Source organism: Streptomyces sp. ISL-11, assembly GCF_018614525.1.
Taxonomy (GTDB): Bacteria; Actinomycetota; Actinomycetes; order Streptomycetales; family Streptomycetaceae; genus Streptomyces.
In genome coordinates this window covers 15,573-37,419 of sequence record NZ_JAGGOL010000047.1, presented here as the reverse complement: position 1 = coordinate 37,419, position 21,847 = coordinate 15,573, and the positions used below count along the sequence as shown (strand labels likewise).

The following is a 21,847-nucleotide window of genomic DNA, read 5'->3' as shown; positions in this document are numbered from 1 at the left end:
CTCCCCACCCAGCGCGGTGTTGACCCCCCTCCCGCGTTCCATGCGACCATCAGGCGTCCCGATCTCGGCTCCAGACCCGCACAACTCCCCCGCAGCAGGAGGACAGTTGGACACCCCTGGTCACATCGGCGCGGACCTCCCCCCTACTTCCCCTCCCTCTCCCCTCTCCCGGCGCAGGTTTCTTCAGGCGGCCGCCGGGACCGCCGTTGTGGCCGGCGTCACCGGCGCTCTGCCGGGGGACGTCGCGGTCGCCGCGAGTCCGCGGACCGCCGGCTCCACGCTCTCCTTCACCGCCGCCACCAACGGCTCCGCCAGCCTCTCCCCCGCCGGTGACCGGCTCGTCGCCGAGGTGCAGAACGTGCTGTGGTCCGTTCCCCGCGCGGGCGGGGAGGCCGTCGCGATCACGCCCGCGGATCTTGAGCCCACCCGTCCCGTCCACTCCCCCGACGGCAGGCAGCTCGCCGTCTGCGCGTACCGCGGGGGCGGGTTCCACCTCTGGACGCTGCGGCCCGACGGTTCGGGGCTGCGGCAGCTCACCGACGGGCCGTGGGACGACCGCGGGCCGGCGTGGTCGCCGGACGGGACGCGGATCGCCTTCGCCTCCGAGCGCGGCGGTGATCCGGTGGCCGGCAGCCCGTACCGCGTGTGGGTGGTGGACGTCCGCACCGGCGCCCTGACGCGGATCACGGGAGTGCCCGGACAGGAGGGGCCGGCGCAGGACGGGGCCTGGGAGGACTTCGACCCCGCCTGGTCACCGGACGGCACCCGGCTGCTGTTCGTCCGGGCGCGCGTCGCCGGGGCCGCGCTGGAGGCCCGTACGGTCGCCTCCGTGGCGTCCGACGGGCAGGGGGCGGTACGGGCCGAGCACACCGAGAGCGCCGCCGCGCAGGTGATGACCCCGGCCGTCTCCCCGGCCGGGCGGCTCGCCTATCTGCGGACCACCGCCTCCCCCACCGCCTCCTGCACCCTCGTCGTCGACGGGGCGGCGGTGGCGGTCGACGGCGACGTGGAGCCCGTACCGCCGCGCTGGGTGTCGCGGGAGGAGTTGCTGCTGACCGTGAGCGGGCAGTTTCGGCTGCTCCGCACGGACGGGGCTCAAGGGAAAGCCCCGAAGGCCACGCCCATCCCCTTCACCGCCGCGCTGCCCCTCGACCGGCCCCGCTACCGCGTCAAGCGGTACGACCTCGACGGCGGCGGCACCCATACGGCCCGCGCCCTGCACCTGCCCGCGCTCTCGCCCGACGGCCGGCGGGTGGCGTTCGCCGCGCTCAATTCCCTCTGGGTCTGCGATGTGGCCGGCGGCCGCCCGCGCCGCGTCGTCGACGCCGGCCCCACCCGCTATCTGCTCGGCCCCACCTGGACCCGCGACGGGCGCGCCCTGATCTACGCGGGCGACCGTGACGGCCTGCTCGCCGTGCGCCGCCGGGACCTCGCCTCCGGCGAGGAGACCGTGCTGGCCGACGGCGGCCGGGTCTATCCGGCCCTCTCGCCGGACGGGAAGAACCTGGCGTGCCTGGACATGACCGGGAATCTCCTCGTGCGCGACCTCGCCTCCCGCACCGACCGCGTCCTCGCCGCCCCGCTCGGCGGCGGTGGCCTGCCCGGCAGACCGAGCTGGTCGCCGGACGGGCGCTTCGTCGCCCTCTGCGACCGCAACCGTCTCAACCAGCGGTTCCGCGAGGGCTACAACCTCATCCGGGTCGTCGACGCCGCCACCGGCACCGCGCGGCTGCACGCCATCGCCCCGCACACCTCGCTCTCGGACCGGTACGACTCGGGGCCCGTCTGGTCGCCCGACGGCCGCCACATGGCGGTGATCAGCGAGTCCGCGCTGTGGCTGCTGCCCGTACGGGCCGACGGGACGCCCGAGGGAGAGCCGCGCCGGCTGACGGACGAGGCCGCCGACCACCCCTCCTGGTCGGCGGACTCCCGCACGATCCTCTACCTGTCGGCAGGGCGGCTGCGGCTCCTGGACGTGGCGGACGGCTCGGCCCGTACGGTCCCCGTCACCCTCGACTACCGGCGCCCGACGCCCGCCGACACCGTCGTGCACGCCGGAAGGTTCTGGGACGGCACCGGCGAGACCGTACGGGAGGACGTCGACCTCGTGGTGCGCGGCGGGCGGATCGCGGCCGTCGAGCCGCACCGGACACGGCGCGCCTCGCTCCGCAGGATCGACGCGTCGCACCGCACGGTGATCCCGGGGCTCTGGGACGCCCATACGCACCCGTACCAGAACACCTACGGCGGCCGGCAGACGGCGCTGCAGCTGGCCTACGGGATCACGACGGCCGTCTCGCTCGGCGGATTCGCCTACGAGCAGGCCCGCATCCGTGAGGCGGTGGCCGCGGGCGCCCTGGCCGGGCCACGGATGCTCACCAGCGGGGAGCTGCTGGACGGCGCGCGCGTCGCCTACAGCATGGGCCGCGCGCACCGCACCCGGGAGGGGCTGCGCAGGTCGCTGACCCGGGCGGCGGCGCTGGACTGGGACTTCGTGAAGACGTACGTCCGCGCGCCGGGGTGGGTGATGCGGGACGCGGCGCACTTCGCGCACGAGCGGCTCGGCGTGCGCACCGGCAGCCACCTGTGCTCGCCCGGTGTGCAGCTGGGCCAGGACCTGACGACCCACCTCCAGGCCACGCAGCGGCTGGAGTTCGGGCACGCCACGTCGGCGTCGGGACGTGCGTACCAGGACCTGGTGGAGATCTACACCGGTACGGACTTCCATCTGATCGCGACCCTCTTCACGTCGGTGCCGCTGCTGGGCGACGCGCCCGCGCTCGCCCGGGACCCGCGGGTGACGGCGCTGATGCCGCCGTGGGACGAGGCGCTCGTACGGCAGACGGCCGGCAGCCGGCCGACCGCGGACCAGCTGGCCACGCTGGAGCGCGAGGTCGACGTCTACCGCCGGGTGCTGGCCCGCGGCGGGATCGTCGCGCTCGGCACGGACGCACCGCTGGTGCCCGTGGGGCTCTCGCTGCACATGGGGCTGCGCGCGCTGCACCGTTACGGGCTCTCGGCGGCGCAGGCGCTGCGCACCGCGACCGTCCTGGCGGCGCGGGCGTTCGGCGCGGAGCGGGACCTGGGCACGCTGGAGCCCGGGAAGCTGGCCGATGTGACGGTGGTGGACGGCGATCCGTTCACGGACTTCGACCAGCTGGTGCGGACGGTGTCGGTGCTGCGCGGCGGGGTGCCGTACGAGCAGGCGGAGCTGGTCGGCGCGTACGAGGGCGACCAGGGCGCGGCCGGACACCCGGAGCGTTCGCTCGGCCAGTGGCTGGAGGTCGGGCGGCAGTTGCGCCGGGACTCCTGCTGCGACATGGAGCTCTCGCACTGACACCGGCGGCCGCCCTCGCCCCCGGTCGGGGGAGCGAGGGCGGCCGCGGGCGCGAACGGCTACTCGTTGATCTGGTACGAGTCGCCGTAGACCTTCCACTTCAGCGGCGGCTGGAGGTCGAAGTTGCCGTTGTCGAGGAAGACGCGCTGCGCGGTGTCGACGCGGCTGGTGTCGCTGTGCGCCTCCTCGTTCTGCATGGCCTTCTTGCGGGCGTCCAGGAAGGCGTTCAGATAGCTCTTCTCGTCACCGCCCTGCGCGGGGGTCCGGGCCTTCGCCATGGCGGCCTTGCGGATGCCGCCGAAGCTGTCCTTGCCGGTGCCGGGGCCGTGCATGACGATCGCGTCGTAGTAGGCGAACTGGCCCAGCGCGCGCAGGCCGTCGTCCTTGCCCTGCTTGACGGCGGGGTTGAAGTAGACGCGGTCGCGCTCGGACTCCTGGGCCTTCTGGAAGTCCTTGTCCTGGGCGGCCTTCTTCCAGGCGTCCTCGAAGGGCTTGCCGAGGCCGGCGTGGGAGTCGCTGCCGTTGACCTTGCGCAGGGCGGGGAGGTACTTGGCCAGCGGGTTGCCGGGCTTCTGCCGGGTGTAGCGCTCGACGAGGTCGAGCATGTCGCCGGTGCCGGAACAGAAGCCGATGATGCCGGCGGTGTAGCCGCGGCCGTCCTTGATGTCCTCGATGTACGCGAACTGGGCGCGCCAGTCGAGCGAGGAGTTCTCCGCGCTCGACACCAGCCGCATGGCGATGTCCTTCTTGTGCGGGTCGTCCAGCCCGGCCGCCGCCGTGGCCACCCGCTGTATTCGCTCGGTGGCCGGGGCGGTGGCGACGTGGGTGTCCGGGGCGGCGGTGGCCGCGGTGGCCCCGCCCGATCCGGCGAAGGCGAGGGCGGGGAGGGCGACGGCCAGTCCCATGAGGGCGATGCGGGGGGTCTTCTTCGAGGTGCGCGTGAGCATGTGGTCTCCGTTCCCGATGGTTACCGAGGGCCCTCGGTGGATCGCCGAGGGCACCCGATGGCGGTTCGCATGGAGCATCGGCGGTCAGGAAGCTCTGTTAGGAAGCTTTCCTAACCATGAACGGCATTGAAGCGGTCCCGCCGCTTCCGCCACAAGAGGTGCGGGCGACTCATTTACGCGGCGGCGCGAGATCACGCCATCGCCACGGGGCGGCCGCCGAACCCCGGACCAGGCCGTGCCCGGCGAGGCTTCGGCTGCGGGCCGGCTTTGCCGCCTGGCCGCCTGCGGCGGGGCGGGCCGGCTTTGCCGCCTGCGGCGGCGAGCGCCCTGCGGGCGCGTCCTCAAGCGCCGGACAGGCTTGATTCGGCTGGGCTCAGCCGCCTTCAGCCTGTTGGGGGACCCCCAGCGGTAGCTGGGGGAGATTGAGGACACAGCACAGCAGCCCGTCCGGCGCTTGAGGACACCACCGCGCCGGCCGCCGGAGATGGCCTACACGCGGACGGTGGCGGCCCCGGCGCGGCTCGGCAGGTCCGCCACCGGCTCGGGCCGGCCGCCCGCCGGCCGGCCCGTGATCGCCTGCCACCACAGGTCGAGCGGCAGCCCGGCGGCCGGCTCGAAGGGCTGCCCCGGGCGGGGCGCGGCGATGTGCGCACCAGCGCGCCGAGCTGCGGCGACGGTTCCCTCGACCGGCTCCTCCCAGGGATGGGGAGCGAGGTTGAAGGTGCCCCAGTGGATCGGCAGCATGACGCCGCGGGCCGGGTCGCCCTGGAGGTCGGAATGAGCCCGCATGCCCTCCTCGGGCGTCATGTGGATATCGGGCCAGAATTCGCTGTAGGCACCGATCTGCACCATCGTGGCGTCGAACGGCCCGTACTGGGCGCCGATGTCCGCGAAGCCGGGGAAGTAGCCGGTGTCGCCGCTGTGGAAGATGCGGTGGTCGGGGCCGGCGACCACCCAGGAGGCCCAGAGGGTGTGCTGGGTGTTGCGCAGCGCTCTGCCACAGAAGTGGCGGGCGGGAGTGGCGGTGAGGGTGAGGCCGCCGACGGCCGTGGACTCGTGCCAGTCGAGCTCGGCGATCCGGTCCGCCGGAATGCCCCAGTGCTCCAGGTGGGCACCGACGCCCAGCGGTACGACGAACCGGGTGCCGGTACGGGCCAGCGCTCTGACCGTCGGCATGTCGAGGTGGTCGTAGTGGTCGTGGGAGATGACGACGGCGTCCACGGTCCCCACCTCGGCCAGCGGCACCGGCACCGGGTGCAGGCGCCTGGGGCCCGCGAAGGCGAAGGGCGAGCAGCGCTCGGACCACACCGGGTCGAAGAGCACCCGGTGGCCGTCGATCTCGGCGAGCACGCTGGAGTGGCCCATCCACGTCAGCCGCAGTCCGGAGACCGCGGGGGCGGCGAGGTCGGCGATGGTGGTGGGGTGGACGGGCACGGCTCCGGCGGGCGCGCGGCGGGCGCGCTCCTCCTTGCGGAAATACGTGGGCAGGAACTTCAGCATCGCTCCGGAGGGCGTGCGGTCGACCCCCACGGGGTTGGTGAAGACACCGTCGGCGTAGTGCGGCGACCGCCGGATGCGCGCCATCCGCTCCCCCGACGGGTCCGCTCCGAAGGCGGCCGGGCGCAGGGCGTCGAGCGGGAAGCTTTTCGGGCGGAAGCCGGTCACGGCACCTCCAGGGGCGAGGGGGGCGACCCCGTGCGGCTGAGGCCGTGGGGGAGCTCGGGTCCCGCCATTATCTGCCCCTGCCCCGGAGCCGCCCGATGGCCCCCGTCCTACGGGCCGTAAGCGCACGGGCGAACACCGGGTGCCGTCGGCCGGGCTCGCCCCCGTGATACGAGCCCGGCCGACGGCGGGTGTTACCCCGCCCTCTACTGTGCAGGGTCGGGCGCCCGGATGCACGTGAATTTTCACGTGCATGCGCACGCGCTCAGGGATTGGGGAGACCGCTGGCGCGGAGGGTGACGTTCAGTCGCCCGGTGAGCCCGAGAGCGGGCGGCGCGGTGCCCGGACGGGTGCGCGGCACACCGTGGTAGGCCCGGCGGGACGGTCCGCCGAAGACGAAGAGGTCACCGCTGCGCAGCTCGACATCGGTCCAAGGGCGGCTGCGGCCGCTCGTGTTGCCGAACCGGAAGACGCAGGTGTCACCGAGGCTGAGGGAGACGACGGGCGCGTCCGAGCGCTCGTCCCGGTCCTGGTGCATGCCCATGCGGGCGTCGTGGCCGTAGAAGTTGACCAGCGCCACGTCGTACGGATCCGGGGCCGCCTCGGTGCCGTAGGCCGCCGCGACGGCGTCCCGGGCCAGCGCGTCCAGCCGGGCCGGGAAGGGCTTGACCGGCGCACCGTCGCCGTCGACGACGGTGCGGGCGTAACCGTAGGGGAACCAGTGCCACCCGAGGCAGACGGTGCGCACCGACATCTCGCCGCCGCTGGGCATCCGCACGGTGCGCAGGCCGGCGGGTGGGGCGGCCCAGGCACGGCAGGCGGCGAGCAGGCGGGCCTGGGCGGGCAGGTCCAGCCAGCCGGGGACGTGCACGGCCCCCGGGGCGATCTCGGCCGCGGGCCGCGGGAAGAGCTCGTCGTCCATGCCGCCAGCGTAGATCGGGGCTGTGACACCGCCGGTGCGGCACTGTGACCACGGTCTCACCCGGACGCGGCGGGCGGATGTCACAAAGCCGCGGGGCGCGTCCGTCGTACGGGCGGAAGCGACCACACGTCCCCGATGGAGGCACCGGCCATGGCCCGTATCCCGCTCGACCCGAAGCCCACCCCGCTGATCCGCCTGGTGGAGTGGTACTGCAAGCGCGCCTACGGCAGGACCCTCGACCCGGTCATGGCGTTCGCCCACAACCCGCGGGTGCTGCTCGCGTCGTCCCGGTTCGAGATGGCGCTCGCCCGGTGGAAGAAGCTCGATCCTCAGCTCAAGTCGCTGGCGGAGATGGCGTCGTCCGTGTCCATCGGCTGCTCCTGGTGCGTGGACTTCGGCTACTGGGCGAGCCGCAAGCACGGGGTGCCGCACGAGAAGCTGCTCGATGTGCCGGTGTGGCGCGAGAGCGACGCGTACACCCCGCTGGAGCGGGACGTCATGGAGTACGCCGAGGCGATGACCGCGACGCCGCCCACGGTCGGGGACGACCTGGCCGAGCGGTTGCGGACGAGCCTGGGCGATGCCGCGTTCGTCGAGCTGACGGCGATGGTGGCGGTGGAGAACCTCCGGTCCCGCACGAACGCGGCGCTCGGCCTGACGAGCCAGGGGTTCAAGGACAGTTGCGAGGTGCCGAGTGGGGTGACTGCCGGTCGGTGACCGGGGCTCCGACGCCGGACGGGCTGGATTCGGCTGGGCTTGTTCGAGCCCGCCCGGCGATGGGGGCATCGCGCTAGCCCTTTCTGCCCACTCCCCCGTAGAAGATCGTGTCGTTGAGCTCCTCGGCGCCCGGCACCGGGCCGTCCGGGCGCCACAGCGGCACGCGGACCAGGCCCGGGTCCTGGAGCGCGAAGTCGCCGAAGAGCGGCTCGATCGCCGTGCGGCCGCGCAGGTTGAGCGCGGCGGTGGCGTTCTTGTACGCGCCCAGGACGCTGTCGCGGGCCTTGACGTCGGTGTAGCCGTCCACGTACCCCTCGTACGGTTCGGCCGTGGCGTGGGAGAGCACGAGACAGCTGCCGGCGGGCAGGGCCTCGCCCAGGGCGGCGACGATGCCGGCCGGGTCCTCCTCGTCCTTGACGAAGTGCAGGACGGCGACCAGCAGCAGGGCCACCGGCTCGGAGAAGTCGATCAGGTCGCGGACCACGGGGTGGTCCAGGATCGCCCGGGGCTCGCGCACATCGCCGAGGACGAACGCGGCGTGGCCGGCGTTCGTCAGCTTGGCCCCCGCGTGGGTGGCCACGATCGGGTCGTTGTCGACGTACGCGACGCGGACGTCGGGGTCGGTCTCCCGGGCCACCTCATGGGTGTTCGGGGAGGTGGGTATGCCCGTACCGATGTCGATGATCTGCCGGACGCCACCGCGCACCACGTCCCGGACCGCGCGTGCCATGAAGGCGCGGTTGGCGCGGGCGGACAGCCGTACCTGCGGGTGCGCCTCGATGACGTGCTCGGCCGCCTGCCGGTCGACCTCGTAGTTGTCCCAGCCGCCGAGGTAGTAGTCGTACATCCGGGCCGGGTGCGGCCGGCTGGTGTCGATCTCCTCGGCCGCGAAGCCCTGCTCGCTCACGCCGTGCCCTTTCATTCGCAGCTCACACTCGTTCCCGCGAGAAGGAAGTCGGCTTCGCCGGCCTTCGCGCCCTTGATGAAGCTCTCGATTTCGTGATGCGTGTAGATCAGCGCGGGGCCGTCCGGATCGGTGGACTGGCGCAGCGCGACCCGGCCGTCCCGCAGGCGCATGGCCTCGACGCAACTTCCCCCGTTGCCGCCGCTCCACGGCTTGCTCCAGCCCTCGGTCCCGAGGTCGGTGGCGGGCATGCCGTTGTATACGCGATCCATGGTGGTCGGATCCATGGTTCAGATCTCCTTACGAATGCCACCCAGGAGTGCCTCGGTGGTGTGTGCCGGCGCGGCCTGCGCGCACATCCGGTCCAGCGCCTCCAGGAAGGCCGAGACATCGTCGCGCTGGTCGAAGTACGAGGCTCCGACCAGGTTCTCGGCGTACGCGATGTCCGGCAGTTCGGGGAGCGGGAACCGGAAGATATGGAACGGTCCGTACATCGCCGGGTGCGGCCCGGCGGCGAACGGCATGATCTGGAGCCTTACGTTCGGCAGCGCGGTGGCCGCCATGAGGTGGGTGATCTGCTCGCGCATGACGCCCGGCCCGCCGATGGGCCGGCGCAGCACGGTCTCGTCGATGACCACCCACAGCAGCGGGGCGCCGTCCCGGGTGAGCAGCGACTGGCGCTCGCGGCGGACGGTGACCGCGCGGTCGATGTCGGCGTCGGAGGCGTGCGGCATGCCGGCGCGGAGCACGGCGCGCGCGTAGCCCTCGGTCTGGAGCAGTCCGGGGACGTAGTGCGGCTCGTAGGCGCGGATGAGGTTGGCCTCTCCCTCGAGGCTGACGAACGCGCTGAACCACTCGGGCAGGACGTCCCGGAAGCGGTGCCACCAGCCGGGGCGGTTGGCCTCCCGGGCCAGGGAGACGAAGCCCTCGACCTCCTTGGGGTCGACGACGCCGTAGACGCGCAGCAGCTTCTCGACGTAGGGAAGCTTGAGGCCGACCTCGGCCTTCTCCATCCTGCGGACGGTGGCGTGCGTGACGTCGAGGGCGCGGCCCGCCTGCTCGTAGGAGAGCCCGGCCTTCTCCCGGAGGTCGTGCAGCCGTTTGCCGAGGACGACCCTCAGGACCGTAGGGGCACCTGCCGGCCGTGCGTCCGCCACTCTTCTCCCCTTCCCCATTTTCCCGGTCCCCGGGGTTTCCCCGGTCCCCGGCCCCAACGCCTGGCATATGCCCGCCAGGTGACCCGCAGTGTGTCACGCGGCTCACCGGAGCCAACAGACTGCACTGACGATTCTGTAATTTACAGATTGAACCTTGCCACACCTGACCCGCATCGCACATAGTTGCGGAGTGGTCCCCTCCCATGACGCACCTTCGCTCGGACGCTACGGCTGCTCCATAGCCGCGCGTCTTCAGGACGCCTTCCACTTCCCGGCTCTCAACACCTCGGTGGCGGAGGCGCGCAGAAGAGTTCTCGCGCAGCTGCGGGAGTGGGGAATCGACGAAGGGGCGTGCGACGACGCCCAATTGGTGGTGTCGGAGCTGTTCACCAACGCGGTACGGCACACCGACAGCGACAAGGTCGGCTGTCAACTGCGCCTGAGCGGCGCACACCTGCGGATCGAGGTGACCGACCAGGGGCACACCTCGACGGAGCCCCGCGCGCGGTGCAGCGGCGCGGACGAGGAGAGCGGGCGCGGACTGCTGCTGGTGGGCGCCCTGTCGAAGGCGTGGGGGGTCCGGCCCGACGACAGCGGCCGTGGCCGTGTCGTCTGGGCCGATCTGCCGCACGGGCGGCTCCCCCGGTGAACCGGGCCACCCGGTCGCGGCACCCGCGCTCCGGGCCGTACTCCCCCGCCTGACGCCCGGTCGGCTACAGCGGCAGCAGATCCGGCCGCTTCGGCTCCACGTGGTCACCCGAGGACTCGCCGCGCAGCCGGCGGCCGATCCACGGCACCAGATGCTCCCGTGCCCAGTGGATGTTGTCCCGGCGCACCTCGGCGGGCGATCGCACGCCCTCGGCCGGCCACGCCTGGTCCGGGTCGGCCGGCACCTGGAGGCCGAGCACCTGGGCGGCGCGCAGGGCGACGCGGGTGTGCCCGTCGGGCGAGAGGTGGAGCCGGTCGTCGCTCCAGGCCCGCCGGTCCTGCACCGAGCGCAGCGACCACAGGTCGAGGACCGGGCAGCCGTGCCGGTCGGCGATGGACCGGACGTGCGCGGTGTAGGTCGCGATCTTCCCCCGCAGGTGGCGCAGGACCGGGACGCCACGGGTGTCGAAGCCGGTGCACAGCAGCACCGTGCCGACCGAACCGGCGAGGTCGACGACCGCGGCCTCGTAGCGCTCGGCCACGTCGTCGGGGTCGCTGCCCGGCCGGAGGATGTCATTGCCGCCGGCGCAGAACGTCACCAGGTCCGGGCCGAGCTCCTTGGCCCGGGGTACCTGCTCCTCCACGATCTGGTCGAGGAGACGGCCGCGCACGGCGAGGTTGGCGTACCGGAAGGTGTGCTCCGCCTGCTGATCGGAGAGGAGTACGGCCAGTCGGTCGGCCCAGCCGATGAAGGTGTCGTCCGGACCCGGGTCGCCGACGCCTTCGGTGAAGCTGTCCCCGACGGCTGCGTACGACCCGATCGCGCCCTTGCTGAATGAATTCGAATCGTCTGCCACGTCAGCACATCTTTCACCTTCGGGAGTGACCTACGCCACCGTAACCAGGGGTTGACGTGCCGTGATGTATCCCACCCCGGCAAAGTCGACTCCTGCGGAATACGCCGACGCGGGCGCCGGCGGACGCCGGTCGCACCGTGCGCCGGTGGCGTAAAGTCAGTCAGCCGCTTCGTCGACGAGCAGCGTCGACAGCAGAGTCCAGGGAGCGCCCGTGACACAGACGCCGCATGTCCCGTCCACCGAACCCGAGCTGGCGGGGGTCCGCAACTTCCGTGACCTGGGCGGCCTTCCGGCCGCCGACGGGCGACGCGTGCGGTCCGGCGTACTGTTCCGCAGCGGCCACCTCGCGCACGCCACCGAGGAGGACGCCCGCTTCCTCTCCTCGCTCGGCCTGCACACGGTCTTCGACTTCCGCAACGCCGCCGACATCGAGCTCGACGGCGAGGACATCGCGCTCGACGGCGTGCGCCACCTGAACGTCCCCCTCAACGACCCCGCCGACGGCGCCGAGTTCTGGAAGATGGTGCGCGCCCGTGACCTCACCCAGCTGAGAACGGTGCTGGCCGGCGACCGGGGCGCCGAGCGGATGGCCGAGAGCTACCGCGAGGTGGTCCTCACCCGCACCGCCGAGCACAGCCGCGTCCTGCACACCCTCGCCGAGGACGGCGTTCCCGCGCTGATGCACTGCGCGGCGGGCAAGGACCGGGCGGGCCTGTCGATCGCGGTCACCCTGCTCGCGGTCGGCGTGCCGCGGGAGGTCATCGAGGCGGACTACCTGGAGTCCAACGCTCCGCACCGCCGGTACCGGATGCGGCGCGAGGCGGAGGAGGGGACGGGGTCGCGGGAGGTCGCGGAGCTGCTGTCGCCGATGTTCGAGGCGCGGGCGGAGTATCTCGGCGCCGCGTTCGCCGCGATCGAGGAGCGGTGGGGGGCCGCGGAGCGGTATCTCTCCGAGGGGCTGGGGCTGGGCTCTGCCACGCGGGAGCGGCTGCGGGAGCGGCTGCTCACGGACTGACTTTCCCCCTTCCCCCTCCCGTAACCCCCTCGAACGCCGGGCGGGCTGCCATGCAGCCCGTCCGCGTCGGGATCTCAGCCGACTAAAATCGTCTCTCATGTCTAAGCCTGACGAACTGCTTGTTGCCGTCGCCGCCCTGGTGGAGTCCGGGCACAGCAATCAGATGTCCCTGACCGTGGTCGCCGGTGGCGCCGTCATCACGGGTCGACTGGCTCCCGAAACCGTCTGGAGGCAGCGGGTGTCGGAGGTTCTGGCGGACTCGGCCCGCCTGAGCGAATTCTCTGCCGTGTTCACCGCTGCGACGCGCGAGGAGAGGCCGCCCACGCATCTGCATTTCCATGTGGCGCGGATTCTGCAGGGTGCGGTGGGGATCCCGGAGACGGGCGGGATGTACCGCGTGGCGATCGAGGACGTCAGCGCCTGGACCATGGGCGACTTCAGCTACTCCGACCACTGACCCACTGTCGCGCCGAGAAAACATCGGTACGCGGTGAGGGTCCGACCGGCGCATTCCGGTCGGACCCTCACCGCTGCTGTGATGGCGGCTCGCGCCTGCCCGTCGGTCAGACGGCCGCCGGGGCGCCGAGCATCGCGGAAGCCTGTTGGAACGGGGTGAGAACGCGCTTGGGCGCGGCGGCCTGGGGAAGGCCGCGGCAGGTGAAGCCGAGCTGGGTCATGGCCCGGAGGACTTCGGCGGCGCTGAAATCGCGGCGGTCCTGGCGTGTGACGACCTGCCCGACCTGCTTGACGGGGTAGGTGCGGCGGCCGACGATCACGGACGCCCCGAAGACTTCCTCAGGCTTGACGCCCTTCATCGATTCCAGGACGCCGCTCTTGGTGAGGTCGAACGGGAAGCGGGCGATGACACAGCGCATGATGCCTCACAGGGAGAAGAACGAGGGGGATGGTTCCGCCACGGTTGAGGCGGTTCAGCGGGCAAGGGCGAGGACGCCCAAGGCGCTGCCTTGTTCGTCGACCACGGGCAGGGCATCGAGCCGGCGGTAGCGCATCGCGTGCTCGGCTTCGGCCATGGTGGTCACGGGAGAGGTGAACGGCCCTCGATCGCCGAGGATGTCCCGCAGCTGGACCCGGTCCGTGTACGCGGAGCTGTCGCGGACTGCGGTGAGCTGGGCCTGGGTGACCAGTCCGGTGCACAGGCCGCTGTCGTCGCAGACGAGCAGGTGTCCGGTGCGGGCGCTTGTCATGACGGACAGGGCGACCTCGATGGTCATGTCGCCCCAGACCTGCGGTCCGCCTGTGTCCATGGCGTCGGCCACCGTCCTGTGCACGGGGGTGGCGCTCGTCGAGCGGGGCTGCATCTGAACCAACGTCAAAATGTGCCTCCTGCAGAGTGGGTCAACTTCCTGATCACGAAGTCTCTAGGCCGCCGCATCGAAGGAGGACTGCCGCACGGTCACGCGCCGGGCAGCCGAAGCGGGGCTGCGTCGGCCGCGTGAGGCCGCGCTGCGCTTACGCCGCTCGGCCACCGGCGCGGTGATCGTCACGGGGATGCCGGAGGGGGTCCGGGCGCCGGTGATCCGGCTGAGTGCCTCTTCGCCGGAGCGGACCTGCGTGCTCTGGGGCACTATGCCGGCGGCGGTCATGAGGCGGGTCATGTCGCGGCGCTGGTTGGGGGTGACCAGGGTGACGACGCTGCCGGACTCGCCGGCGCGCGCGGTACGGCCGCCGCGGTGCAGGTAGTCCTTGTGGTCGGTCGGCGGGTCGACGTTGACGACGAGGTCGAGGTTGTCGACGTGGATGCCGCGGGCGGCGACGTTCGTGGCCACGAGCACGGTGACGTGCCCGGTCTTGAACTGGGCCAGGGTCCGGGTGCGCTGCGGCTGCGACTTGCCGCCGTGCAGGGCGGCGGCCCGGACACCGCTGTCCAGCAGATCCTGCGTCAACCGGTCGACGGCGTGCTTGGTGTCCAGGAACATGATCACCCGGCCCTCGCGCGCCGCGATCTGCGTCGTCGTCCGGTGCTTGTCGGCGCCGTGGACGTGCAGCACGTGATGCTCCATCGTGGTGACCGCCCCTGCGGACGGGTCGACGGAGTGGACGACCGGGTCGGTGAGGTAGCGACGGACCAGGCGGTCGACGTTGCGGTCGAGGGTGGCGGAGAACAGCATCCGCTGGCCTTCGGGGCGGACCTGGTCCAGGAGGGCGGTGACCTGGGGCATGAAGCCCATGTCGGCCATCTGGTCGGCCTCGTCCAGGACGGTGATCGCGACCTGGTTCAGTCGGCAGTCACCGCGGTCGATGAGGTCCTTGAGGCGGCCCGGCGTCGCGACGACGACCTCGGCGCCACCGCGCAGCACATTGGCCTGCCTGCCGATCGGCATTCCGCCGACGACGGTGGCCAGGCGCAGCTTCACCGAGCGGGCGTAGGGGGTGAGTGCGTCGGTCACTTGCTGGGCCAGCTCACGCGTCGGCACGAGGATCAGGGCCAGCGGCTGGCGGGGTTCGGCGCGCTGTCCGGCGGTGCGGGCCAGCAGGGCCAGGCCGAAGGCGAGGGTCTTGCCGGAGCCGGTGCGCCCGCGTCCCAGGGCGTCGCGGCCCGCGAGGGTGTTGGGCAGGGTCGCGCCCTGGATCGGGAACGGGACGCTCACGCCTTGCGCGGTCAGCGCGGCCAGCAGCTGCTTGGGCATGTCGAGGTCGGCGAACGCCTCGACCGCGGGCAGCGCGGGAATGATCGTCTCCGGCAGGGCGAACTCGCCCTGGACCGCTGCGGGCCGCCGGCCGTGGCCGCCCGAGCGGCTCGGCCCCCCTGAACGGCTCGGGGCGGGCGAGCCGAAGCGGCCGCCCTGCCTCGAACCGGCGCTGGAGCTGAAAGCGGGGCCGTCGGTCCGGCGGGGGCGGGAGGAGCGGCCGTTCGTACGTGTGGGGTTCATTGAGAACCTTCCTTGATACGGCACGTATCAAGGAATTTCCGCAGCGGAAGAGCCGCGCGGGGAATCACAAGAACGGGCCGATTGGAATGCGAAAGCGCATCTGGCTTGCAGTGAATCTGGTGCGGGCTGCGGGCGATGAAATGGGTGACGTCATGTGGACGGAAATCCCGGACGTCGACCGGTGCAGCTCCGAAGAGGCGCGCGTCCCTGGGGAAGGGCTGCGGGCGGTGTTGTCCCACAGGTGGCACCAGTGCGGGAAATGTTTGCAGCTGGGGCCCGCACCCCGAGGGATGCGGGCCCCAGCTGCAAAGTGCGCGTCGGCGTCAGGCGAGAACGATGTTCTCGGCGGTCGGGCCCTTCTGGCCCGGCGCGATGTCGAAGGCGACCTTCTGGCCTTCGAGCAGCTCGCGGAAGCCCTGGGCGGCGATGTTCGAGAAGTGGGCGAACACGTCCGGGCCGCCACCGTCCTGCTCGATGAAGCCAAAACCCTTGGCTGCGTTGAACCACTTCACAGTGCCTGTCGCCACGTCATATCTCCTTTAGGGCAGTACGCCGGGACCCGCGATGCGCGGAGACCGGGTCGCCGCGATGATGCCCCGTCCGGAAAATGACCGGCGATACGAAAACGCTTCCCGTGGCTGAAAATACCGGCGAAGGCGCTTGAAGTTTTGGGAACCACAACTGCAACTGAGAGCGACAGTAGCATGAGGTAGCGGCCCGCGTACGGTAAATAATTCCGCTCTGTTAGTTGCGGTAAAAACACTCCCCGCGTGGCGCGTTAAACCCTCACCTCGCGGTCATAGATATTGACCCATCCGGAGCGCAGCGTCTCACCATAGGAAAAGAACCACGCGTCACACCCGACATGCGTGTGCGGGGACCCGCCGGTACCCGGCGAGCGCACTGCCTCAGGCCACGGGCGGACCGGACGATCCGGCGGCGCGGCGGTATTCGGCGTTGATGCGCTGGGCTTCTTCGAGCTGGTCTTCGAGGATGACGATGCGGCAGGCGGCCTCGATGGGGGTGCCTTGGTCGACGAGCTCGCGCGCGCGGGCGGCGATGCGCAGTTGGTAGCGGGAGTAGCGTCGGTGGCCGCCCGCGGAGCGGAGCGGGGTGATGAGGCGGGCTTCGCCGATGGCTCGGAGGAAGCCCTGGGTGGTGCCGAGCATCTCGGCGGCCCGGCCCATGGTGTAGGCGGGGTAGTCGTCGTCATCGAGACGTCCGAACGAGTCGTCTGCTGTCATTGCACCTCTCTGTGGAACGCGTGGAGGGGCCCTGGTGCCATGTGGCACCAGGGCCCCGAAGGAACTGCTACACCATCTGCCGACCCTGGTACTGCGTCGGCCTTCTGTTTCCGCAGACCCGACCGAGATGCTGTCGGGGGTGCGGGGATCGCAGTTGCTTGACCGGAGACCACCTGCCTATCGATGTCCTGCGGTACCCGGGCTCAAGACTTCCGCCCGGGCGATCCTGATGGCGCTCAACTCCTCCGTTCTTTCCCTCTGGATGAACTACTTACCAATCGGGAACTGCGTACTGCTGGTACTGCGAACTGCTGGTGGCCTCGAACAGCGCCACTCTTCGGCAGCCAGCCCCGTCGCCCGTCCTGCATCAGCTCTGGCTTGGAACCCCACTGCCGAACCTCCCGGCACGCGCGCCCGCAGCCGACGCCTTTACCGAGGAACCACCGACAACCGCACTGCTGGTACTGCGAACTGCACCTACTGAACTGCTACTGCGGTACTGCTCACGGCGGCCCCTGATCACTGCGGGCCACCCGGTCCGATCGTCAGTCCCGTCGCCGTCCTGCAACAACCCTGGCTTCGGAACTCCACCACCGCACCGTCCTGCGAACTGCCTGTACTGCTGCCCGGCAGTTCATCTCTGCCGGGCTTGCTCGATCTCGGCTACGAGAGAAACCATAGCCACACCGCTGCCCAATGTCTACTCCAGCCGACATAGATTTCCGGGCGTCAGGCGGACAGGTACTCGACCTCGAGCGCAGAAGGGTCGCGCGGCGACCCCACTCCGACCGGGGACACCCGCTCCGAGCAGCGCCGATACGCAGCAGCCTCGACGCCGCGAACACCGCGGCTTCCCCGCCTGACTGCGTGAAGGTGGTGGGAAGGTCATGGTGAGCAGTGTGGTTACGTTCGCAGAGCTTGCTTCATCAGCGTCCTGCCGAATTCCCACATCAGCCCGCCGCCCTCGTGGGCGTCGTCCATGACGGCCGTGAAGGCGTCCACGAAGCGGTCGACCTCGCGTTCGCCGATGGTCAGCGGCGGGATCAGCTTGATGACCTCCAGGTGGTCGCCGGAGACCTGGGTGAGGATGCGGTGCTTCTGCAGCAGCGGCACCACGACCATCTGCGCGAACAGGCCCTTGCGGGTCGCCTGCAGCATCGCCCAGCGGCTGCGCAGTCCCAGTGACTTCGGCTTGCCGAACTCGATGCCGATCATCAGCCCGCGGCCGCGCACCTCGTGCAGCAGCTCGTACCTGTCCACCAGGGCCGCCAGCCGGGTCCGCAGCAGCTCTCCGGTGTGCCGGGCGTTGGCGACGATCTCCTCGTCCTCCATCACCGAGAGCACCGCGAGCCCGGCCGCCATCGCCTGGGCGTTGGAGCCGAAGCTCGCGGAGTGGACCAGCACCCGGTCCATGGAGGAGTACACCTTCTTGAAGATCCAGTCCTTGCCGAGGGTCGCGCCCACCGGCACATAGCCGCCCGAGAGCGCCTTGGCCACGCACACCAGGTCCGGCTCGACGCCGTCCTCGTGCTGGTAGGCGAAGAAGTCCCCGGTCCGCCCGAGGCCGGTCTGCACCTCGTCGGCGATCAGGAGCGCCTTGTGCCGGCGCAGCAGGTCCTGGGCGGCGCGCAGATAGCCCGGCGGGGGCTCGTGCACGCCCTTGCCCTGGATGGGCTCGATCACGAAGGCCGCGACGTCGCCGCGGCGCAGCTCTCGTTCCAGCGCGTCGAGGTCGCCGAGCGGGACCGCCGTGTCCGGCAGCAGCGGGGCGAAACCGTCGCGGAAGCCGTCCTCGCCGTTGACGGACAGGGAACCGGTGGTCAGGCCGTGGAAGGCGTGCGCGCAGTACAGGACGCGCGGGCTGCCGGTGGCGTAGCGGGCGAACTTCAGGGCGGTCTCCACGGCCTCGGTGCCGCTGTTGCCGAAGAACACCCGGTCCAGGTGCGGTGTGGAGGAGAGCAGCTTCTCGGCGAGCAGCCCGGGCAGCGGCTGGCAGTCGAAGCGGGTGAGGTCGGCGAGCGAGGCGTCGAGGACGTCGTGCAGCGCCTTGCGGACGACGGGGTGGTGCCGGCCGAGGCCCATCACGCCGAAGCCGGCGAGCATGTCGAGGTAGTCCTGCCCGTCCGCGTCCCAGAAGTACGCGCCCTCGGCCCGTTCGTAGACCTTGTCGAAGCCGATGGTGTGCAGCATGCGCGGCAGCTGGTGGTTGAGGTGGCGGGCGTGCAGGTCGTAGCGCTCGCCGCCGCGCTCGGCGAGGAGCCGGGCGAGGTCGAATCCCGCTCGGCCGGTGCCGGCGTCTTCCGGGGGTGTCATGCGTCGTTCTCCTTACGGGCCTTTCGTGGCGTGCCGGCCGCGGCCGGGGTCGTCGCCGGGGACGCGGCCTCCTCGCGCACCTCCTTACGGGCCAGGGCCGCGCTGATCCGGCCCGCGATCTCGGCCGGGGTGAGTCCCAGGTCCGCGAGCACCTCGCCGCGCTTGGCGTGCGGCAGGAACTGCTCGGGGATGCCGAAGGTGCGTACGGGCACGTCGCTGCCGGCGTCGCGCAGGGCCTGCGCGACGGCCCAGCCGACGCCGCCGGTACGGCTGTTGTCCTCGACGATCGCGACGACGCGGTGCCGGTCGGCGAGCGCGGGCAGGGCCTCGTCGACGGGCTTGACCCAGCGGGGGTCGACGACGGTGCAGGGGGTGCCGCGCGCGGCGAGGAGATCGGCGGCCTCCAGGCAGACGCCGGCCATCGCGCCGACGGCGACCAGCAGCACCTGCGGATCCTCGTCCTCCGGTGCGCCGAGCACGTCCATGCCGCCGATCCGGCCCAGGGCCGGGATGGCGTCGCCCACGGTCTCCTTGGGGAAACGGATGACGGTCGGGGCGTCGTCGACGTCGACGGCCTCGCGCAGCTGGGCACGGAGCTGGTCGGCGTCGCGCGGGGCGGCGATGCGCAGGCCGGGGACGACCTGGAGGATCGACATGTCCCACATGCCGTTGTGGCTGGGCCCGTCGGTGCCGGTGACGCCGGCCCGGTCGAGGACGAAGGTGACGCCGCACTTGTGCAGGGCCACGTCCATGAGCACCTGGTCGAAGGCGCGGTTGAGGAAGGTGGCGTACACCGCGAAGACCGGGTGCAGGCCGCCGGTGGCCAGGCCGGCGGCCGAGGTGGCGCCGTGCTGTTCGGCGATGCCGACGTCCCAGACCCGGTCGGGGTACGCCTCGGCGAACCGCGTCAGGCCCACGGGGTGCAGCATCGCGGCGGTGATCGCCACCACGTCCGGCCGCTCGGCGCCGATCCGGAACATCTCGTCGCCGAACACCGAGGTCCACGACCGGCCGGCCGGGGGCGCCAGCGGCTCGCAGGTGAGCGGGTTCATCACGCCCACGGTGTGGAAGCGGTCCGCCTCGTCCTCCAGGGCCGGCGCGTAGCCGCGGCCCTTCTGGGTGCGGCAGTGGACGAGGACGGGGCCGTGGAAGCGCTTGGCCCGGCGCAGGGCCGACTCGACGGCGGCGATGTCGTGGCCGTCTATCGGGCCGAGGTACTTCAGCCCCAGGTCCTCGAACATGCCCTGCGGGGCGAAGGCGTCCTTGAAGCCCTTCTTCGCGCCGTGCAAGGACTCGTAGAGCGGCTTGCCGAGCATGGGGAGGCCCTGGAGCGCCTCCTTGCCCCAGGACAGGAAGCGCTCGTAGCCGTCGGTGGTGCGCAGGGTGGCCAGGTGGTCGGCGAGGCCGCCGATGGTGGGGGCGTAGCTGCGTTCGTTGTCGTTGACGACGATGATCAGCGGCCGGTCCTTGGCGGCGGCTATGTTGTTCAGGGCCTCCCAGGCCATGCCGCCGGTGAGGGCACCGTCACCGATGACGGCGACGACATGGCGGTTCCAGCGGCCGAGGACCTGGTTGGCCTTGGCGAGTCCGTCGGCCCAGCCCAGGACCGTGGAGGCGTGGCTGTTCTCGATGACGTCGTGCTCCGACTCCTCCCGCGAGGGATAGCCGGACAGGCCGCCCTTGCCGCGCAGCTTGGAGAAGTCCTGGCGGCCGGTGAGCAGTTTGTGTACGTACGACTGGTGGCCGGTGTCCCACAGGATGCGGTCGGCCGGTGAGTCGAAGGCGCGGTGCAGGGCGATGGAGAGCTCCACCACACCGAGGTTCGGCCCAAGGTGTCCGCCGGTCCTGGCGACGGCGTGCACCAGGAAGTGGCGGATCTCCTCGGCCAGTTCGGTCAGGTCCTCTGCGTCCAGTGCCTTCAGGTCGTGCGGACCGCGGATGTTCTCCAGCAGTGACACGCGGGCCCCTCCTCGTCTCTCGGCGTCATCTGTCGGCGTCTGCCGGGCCCTCGGCCGGGGTCCGTGGCGGCCCCCGCGGCCCGGGTCCGGCGGGCTCGTCCGGTGTCAGCTCACGGTGACATCGGGCGGGCCGGAGGCGACTCCCGCCGCCGCCATGGATTCGGCGATCTTCAGTGCTTCCTCGATGAGGGTCTCGACGATCTTCGATTCGGGGACGGTCTTGATGACCTCGCCCTTGACGAAGATCTGGCCCTTGCCGTTGCCGGAGGCGACTCCCAGGTCGGCCTCACGTGCCTCGCCGGGACCGTTGACGACACAGCCCATGACGGCCACGCGCAGCGGGACCTCCATGCCCTCCAGGCCGGCGGTCACCTGGTCGGCGAGCTTGTAGACATCGACCTGGGCGCGGCCGCACGACGGGCAGGAGACGATCTCCAGACGGCGTTCGCGCAGGCCCAGGGACTCCAGGATCTGCATGCCGACCTTGATCTCCTCGGCCGGCGGGGCCGACAGGGAGACCCGGATGGTGTCACCGATGCCCTCGGAGAGCAGCGCGCCGAAGGCGACGGCGGACTTGATCGTGCCCTGGAACGCCGGACCCGCCTCCGTGACACCGAGGTGCAGCGGATAGTCGCACTGGGCCGCGAGCAGGCGGTAGGCGTTGACCATCACGACCGGGTCGTTGTGCTTGACCGAGATCTTGATGTCCCGGAAGCCGTGCTCCTCGAAGAGCGACGCCTCCCACAAAGCCGACTCCACCAGAGCCTCCGGCGTGGCCCTGCCGTACTTCTCCAGCAGCCGCCGGTCCAGCGAGCCGGCGTTGACACCGATCCGGATCGGCGTGCCCGCGTCCGCGGCCGCCTTCGCGATCTCGCGGACCTTGTCGTCGAACTGCCGGATGTTGCCCGGATTCACCCGCACCGCCGCACAACCCGCGTCGATCGCGGCGAAGACGTACTTCGGCTGGAAGTGAATATCGGCGATCACCGGGATCTGCGACTTCTTCGCGATGACCGGCAGCGCCTCCGCGTCGTCCTGCGACGGACAGGCGACCCGCACGATCTGACAGCCCGACGCCGTCAGCTCCGCGATCTGCTGAAGCGTCGCACCGACATCCGCCGTCACCGTCGTCGTCATCGACTGCACCGACACCGGCGCACCACCACCCACCGCCACCGAACCCACCTGGATGCGTCGCGAGGCGCGGCGCTCCGCCAGTGGCCGGGCCGGTACGCCGGGGAGCCCGAGGGGGACCGGCTGCGCGGAGCCCACGGC

Annotated in this window: 20 protein-coding genes; 5 read left to right on the top strand and 15 right to left on the bottom strand. The window is 71.3% G+C overall.

What is annotated here, in order from left to right:
- Positions 1–208: 208 nt before the first annotated feature.
- Positions 209–3,337 carry an amidohydrolase family protein gene (locus J7E86_RS31860; protein ID WP_215081597.1) on the top strand — a complete coding sequence of 1,043 codons (3,129 nt, stop codon included), beginning with the start codon at positions 209–211 and terminating at the stop codon, positions 3,335–3,337.
- 59 nt (positions 3,338–3,396) lie between these two features.
- On the opposite strand, the gene J7E86_RS12055 is transcribed toward J7E86_RS31860, so the two are convergent.
- From J7E86_RS12055 to J7E86_RS12045, 3 genes are all read right to left on the bottom strand, one after another.
- Positions 3,397–4,284, bottom strand: coding sequence for a chitosanase (locus tag J7E86_RS12055; protein ID WP_251019018.1), 888 nt, complete (start codon positions 4,282–4,284; stop codon positions 3,397–3,399).
- Positions 4,285–4,773: 489 nt separating this feature from the next.
- Complete coding sequence (locus J7E86_RS12050; protein WP_215081596.1) at positions 4,774–5,949, bottom strand: MBL fold metallo-hydrolase; 1,176 nt, start codon at positions 5,947–5,949, stop codon at positions 4,774–4,776.
- Positions 5,950–6,211: 262 nt separating this feature from the next.
- Positions 6,212–6,868 carry an alpha-ketoglutarate-dependent dioxygenase AlkB gene (locus tag J7E86_RS12045; RefSeq protein WP_215081595.1) on the bottom strand — a complete coding sequence of 219 codons (657 nt, stop codon included), beginning with the start codon at positions 6,866–6,868 and terminating at the stop codon, positions 6,212–6,214.
- Positions 6,869–7,018: 150 nt separating this feature from the next.
- Between J7E86_RS12045 and J7E86_RS12040 the strand changes: the two genes are divergently transcribed.
- On the top strand, positions 7,019–7,585 hold the full coding sequence (locus J7E86_RS12040; protein WP_215081594.1) for a carboxymuconolactone decarboxylase family protein: 567 nt from the start codon (positions 7,019–7,021) through the stop codon (positions 7,583–7,585).
- Positions 7,586–7,658: 73 nt separating this feature from the next.
- On the opposite strand, the gene J7E86_RS12035 is transcribed toward J7E86_RS12040, so the two are convergent.
- From J7E86_RS12035 to J7E86_RS12025, 3 genes are read right to left on the bottom strand one after another with little or no spacing between them, the layout of a single operon-like run.
- A complete protein-coding gene (locus tag J7E86_RS12035; protein WP_215081593.1) occupies positions 7,659–8,507 on the bottom strand; it encodes an SAM-dependent methyltransferase in 849 nt (282 codons plus the stop codon).
- Positions 8,504–8,776 carry a DUF397 domain-containing protein gene (locus tag J7E86_RS12030; protein ID WP_374223793.1) on the bottom strand — a complete coding sequence of 91 codons (273 nt, stop codon included), beginning with the start codon at positions 8,774–8,776 and terminating at the stop codon, positions 8,504–8,506. Before J7E86_RS12030 ends, J7E86_RS12035 begins: the two co-directional genes overlap by 4 nt.
- Before the next feature lie 3 nt (positions 8,777–8,779).
- On the bottom strand, positions 8,780–9,646 hold the full coding sequence (locus J7E86_RS12025; protein ID WP_215081592.1) for a helix-turn-helix transcriptional regulator: 867 nt from the start codon (positions 9,644–9,646) through the stop codon (positions 8,780–8,782).
- Between the two features lie 190 nt (positions 9,647–9,836).
- Between J7E86_RS12025 and J7E86_RS12020 the strand changes: the two genes are divergently transcribed.
- Positions 9,837–10,295, top strand: a complete 459-nt coding sequence (locus J7E86_RS12020; RefSeq protein WP_308312568.1) for an ATP-binding protein — start codon at positions 9,837–9,839, stop codon at positions 10,293–10,295.
- 64 nt (positions 10,296–10,359) lie between these two features.
- Here J7E86_RS12020 and J7E86_RS12015 read toward each other — a convergent pair whose 3' ends face one another.
- Positions 10,360–11,151, bottom strand: a complete 792-nt coding sequence (locus J7E86_RS12015; protein ID WP_215081591.1) for an SGNH/GDSL hydrolase family protein — start codon at positions 11,149–11,151, stop codon at positions 10,360–10,362.
- A gap of 211 nt (positions 11,152–11,362) precedes the next feature.
- Between J7E86_RS12015 and J7E86_RS12010 the strand changes: the two genes are divergently transcribed.
- The gene (locus J7E86_RS12010; RefSeq protein WP_215081590.1) at positions 11,363–12,166 is read left to right on the top strand and encodes a tyrosine-protein phosphatase; all 804 of its coding nucleotides are present in this window, start codon (positions 11,363–11,365) and stop codon (positions 12,164–12,166) included.
- 97 nt (positions 12,167–12,263) lie between these two features.
- A complete protein-coding gene (locus tag J7E86_RS12005) occupies positions 12,264–12,623 on the top strand; it encodes a hypothetical protein (RefSeq protein WP_215081589.1) in 360 nt (119 codons plus the stop codon).
- Positions 12,624–12,729: 106 nt separating this feature from the next.
- Here the strand turns inward: J7E86_RS12005 and J7E86_RS12000 are convergent, their stop codons facing one another.
- From J7E86_RS12000 to ispG, 8 genes are all read right to left on the bottom strand, one after another.
- Entirely contained in the window at positions 12,730–13,041 is a 312-nt protein-coding gene (locus J7E86_RS12000) for an SCO5918 family protein (protein WP_215081588.1), read from the bottom strand.
- 54 nt (positions 13,042–13,095) lie between these two features.
- Positions 13,096–13,500 (bottom strand): CBS domain-containing protein, encoded by a 405-nt coding sequence (locus J7E86_RS11995; RefSeq protein WP_215081587.1) that lies wholly within the window; start codon positions 13,498–13,500, stop codon positions 13,096–13,098.
- Between the two features lie 45 nt (positions 13,501–13,545).
- A complete protein-coding gene (locus J7E86_RS11990) occupies positions 13,546–15,057 on the bottom strand; it encodes a DEAD/DEAH box helicase (RefSeq protein WP_215081586.1) in 1,512 nt (503 codons plus the stop codon).
- 323 nt (positions 15,058–15,380) lie between these two features.
- Complete coding sequence (locus tag J7E86_RS11985; RefSeq protein ID WP_215081585.1) at positions 15,381–15,584, bottom strand: cold-shock protein; 204 nt, start codon at positions 15,582–15,584, stop codon at positions 15,381–15,383.
- A gap of 381 nt (positions 15,585–15,965) precedes the next feature.
- Complete coding sequence (locus J7E86_RS11980) at positions 15,966–16,301, bottom strand: MerR family transcriptional regulator (protein ID WP_215081584.1); 336 nt, start codon at positions 16,299–16,301, stop codon at positions 15,966–15,968.
- 903 nt (positions 16,302–17,204) lie between these two features.
- Positions 17,205–18,614, bottom strand: a complete 1,410-nt coding sequence (locus J7E86_RS11975) for an aspartate aminotransferase family protein (protein ID WP_215081583.1) — start codon at positions 18,612–18,614, stop codon at positions 17,205–17,207.
- Positions 18,611–20,572, bottom strand: a complete 1,962-nt coding sequence (dxs, locus tag J7E86_RS11970) for a 1-deoxy-D-xylulose-5-phosphate synthase (protein ID WP_215081582.1) — start codon at positions 20,570–20,572, stop codon at positions 18,611–18,613. Before dxs ends, J7E86_RS11975 begins: the two co-directional genes overlap by 4 nt.
- A 105-nt stretch (positions 20,573–20,677) precedes the next feature.
- Positions 20,678–21,844 (bottom strand): flavodoxin-dependent (E)-4-hydroxy-3-methylbut-2-enyl-diphosphate synthase, encoded by a 1,167-nt coding sequence (gene ispG / locus J7E86_RS11965; protein ID WP_215081581.1) that lies wholly within the window; start codon positions 21,842–21,844, stop codon positions 20,678–20,680.
- Positions 21,845–21,847 lie beyond the last annotated feature (3 nt).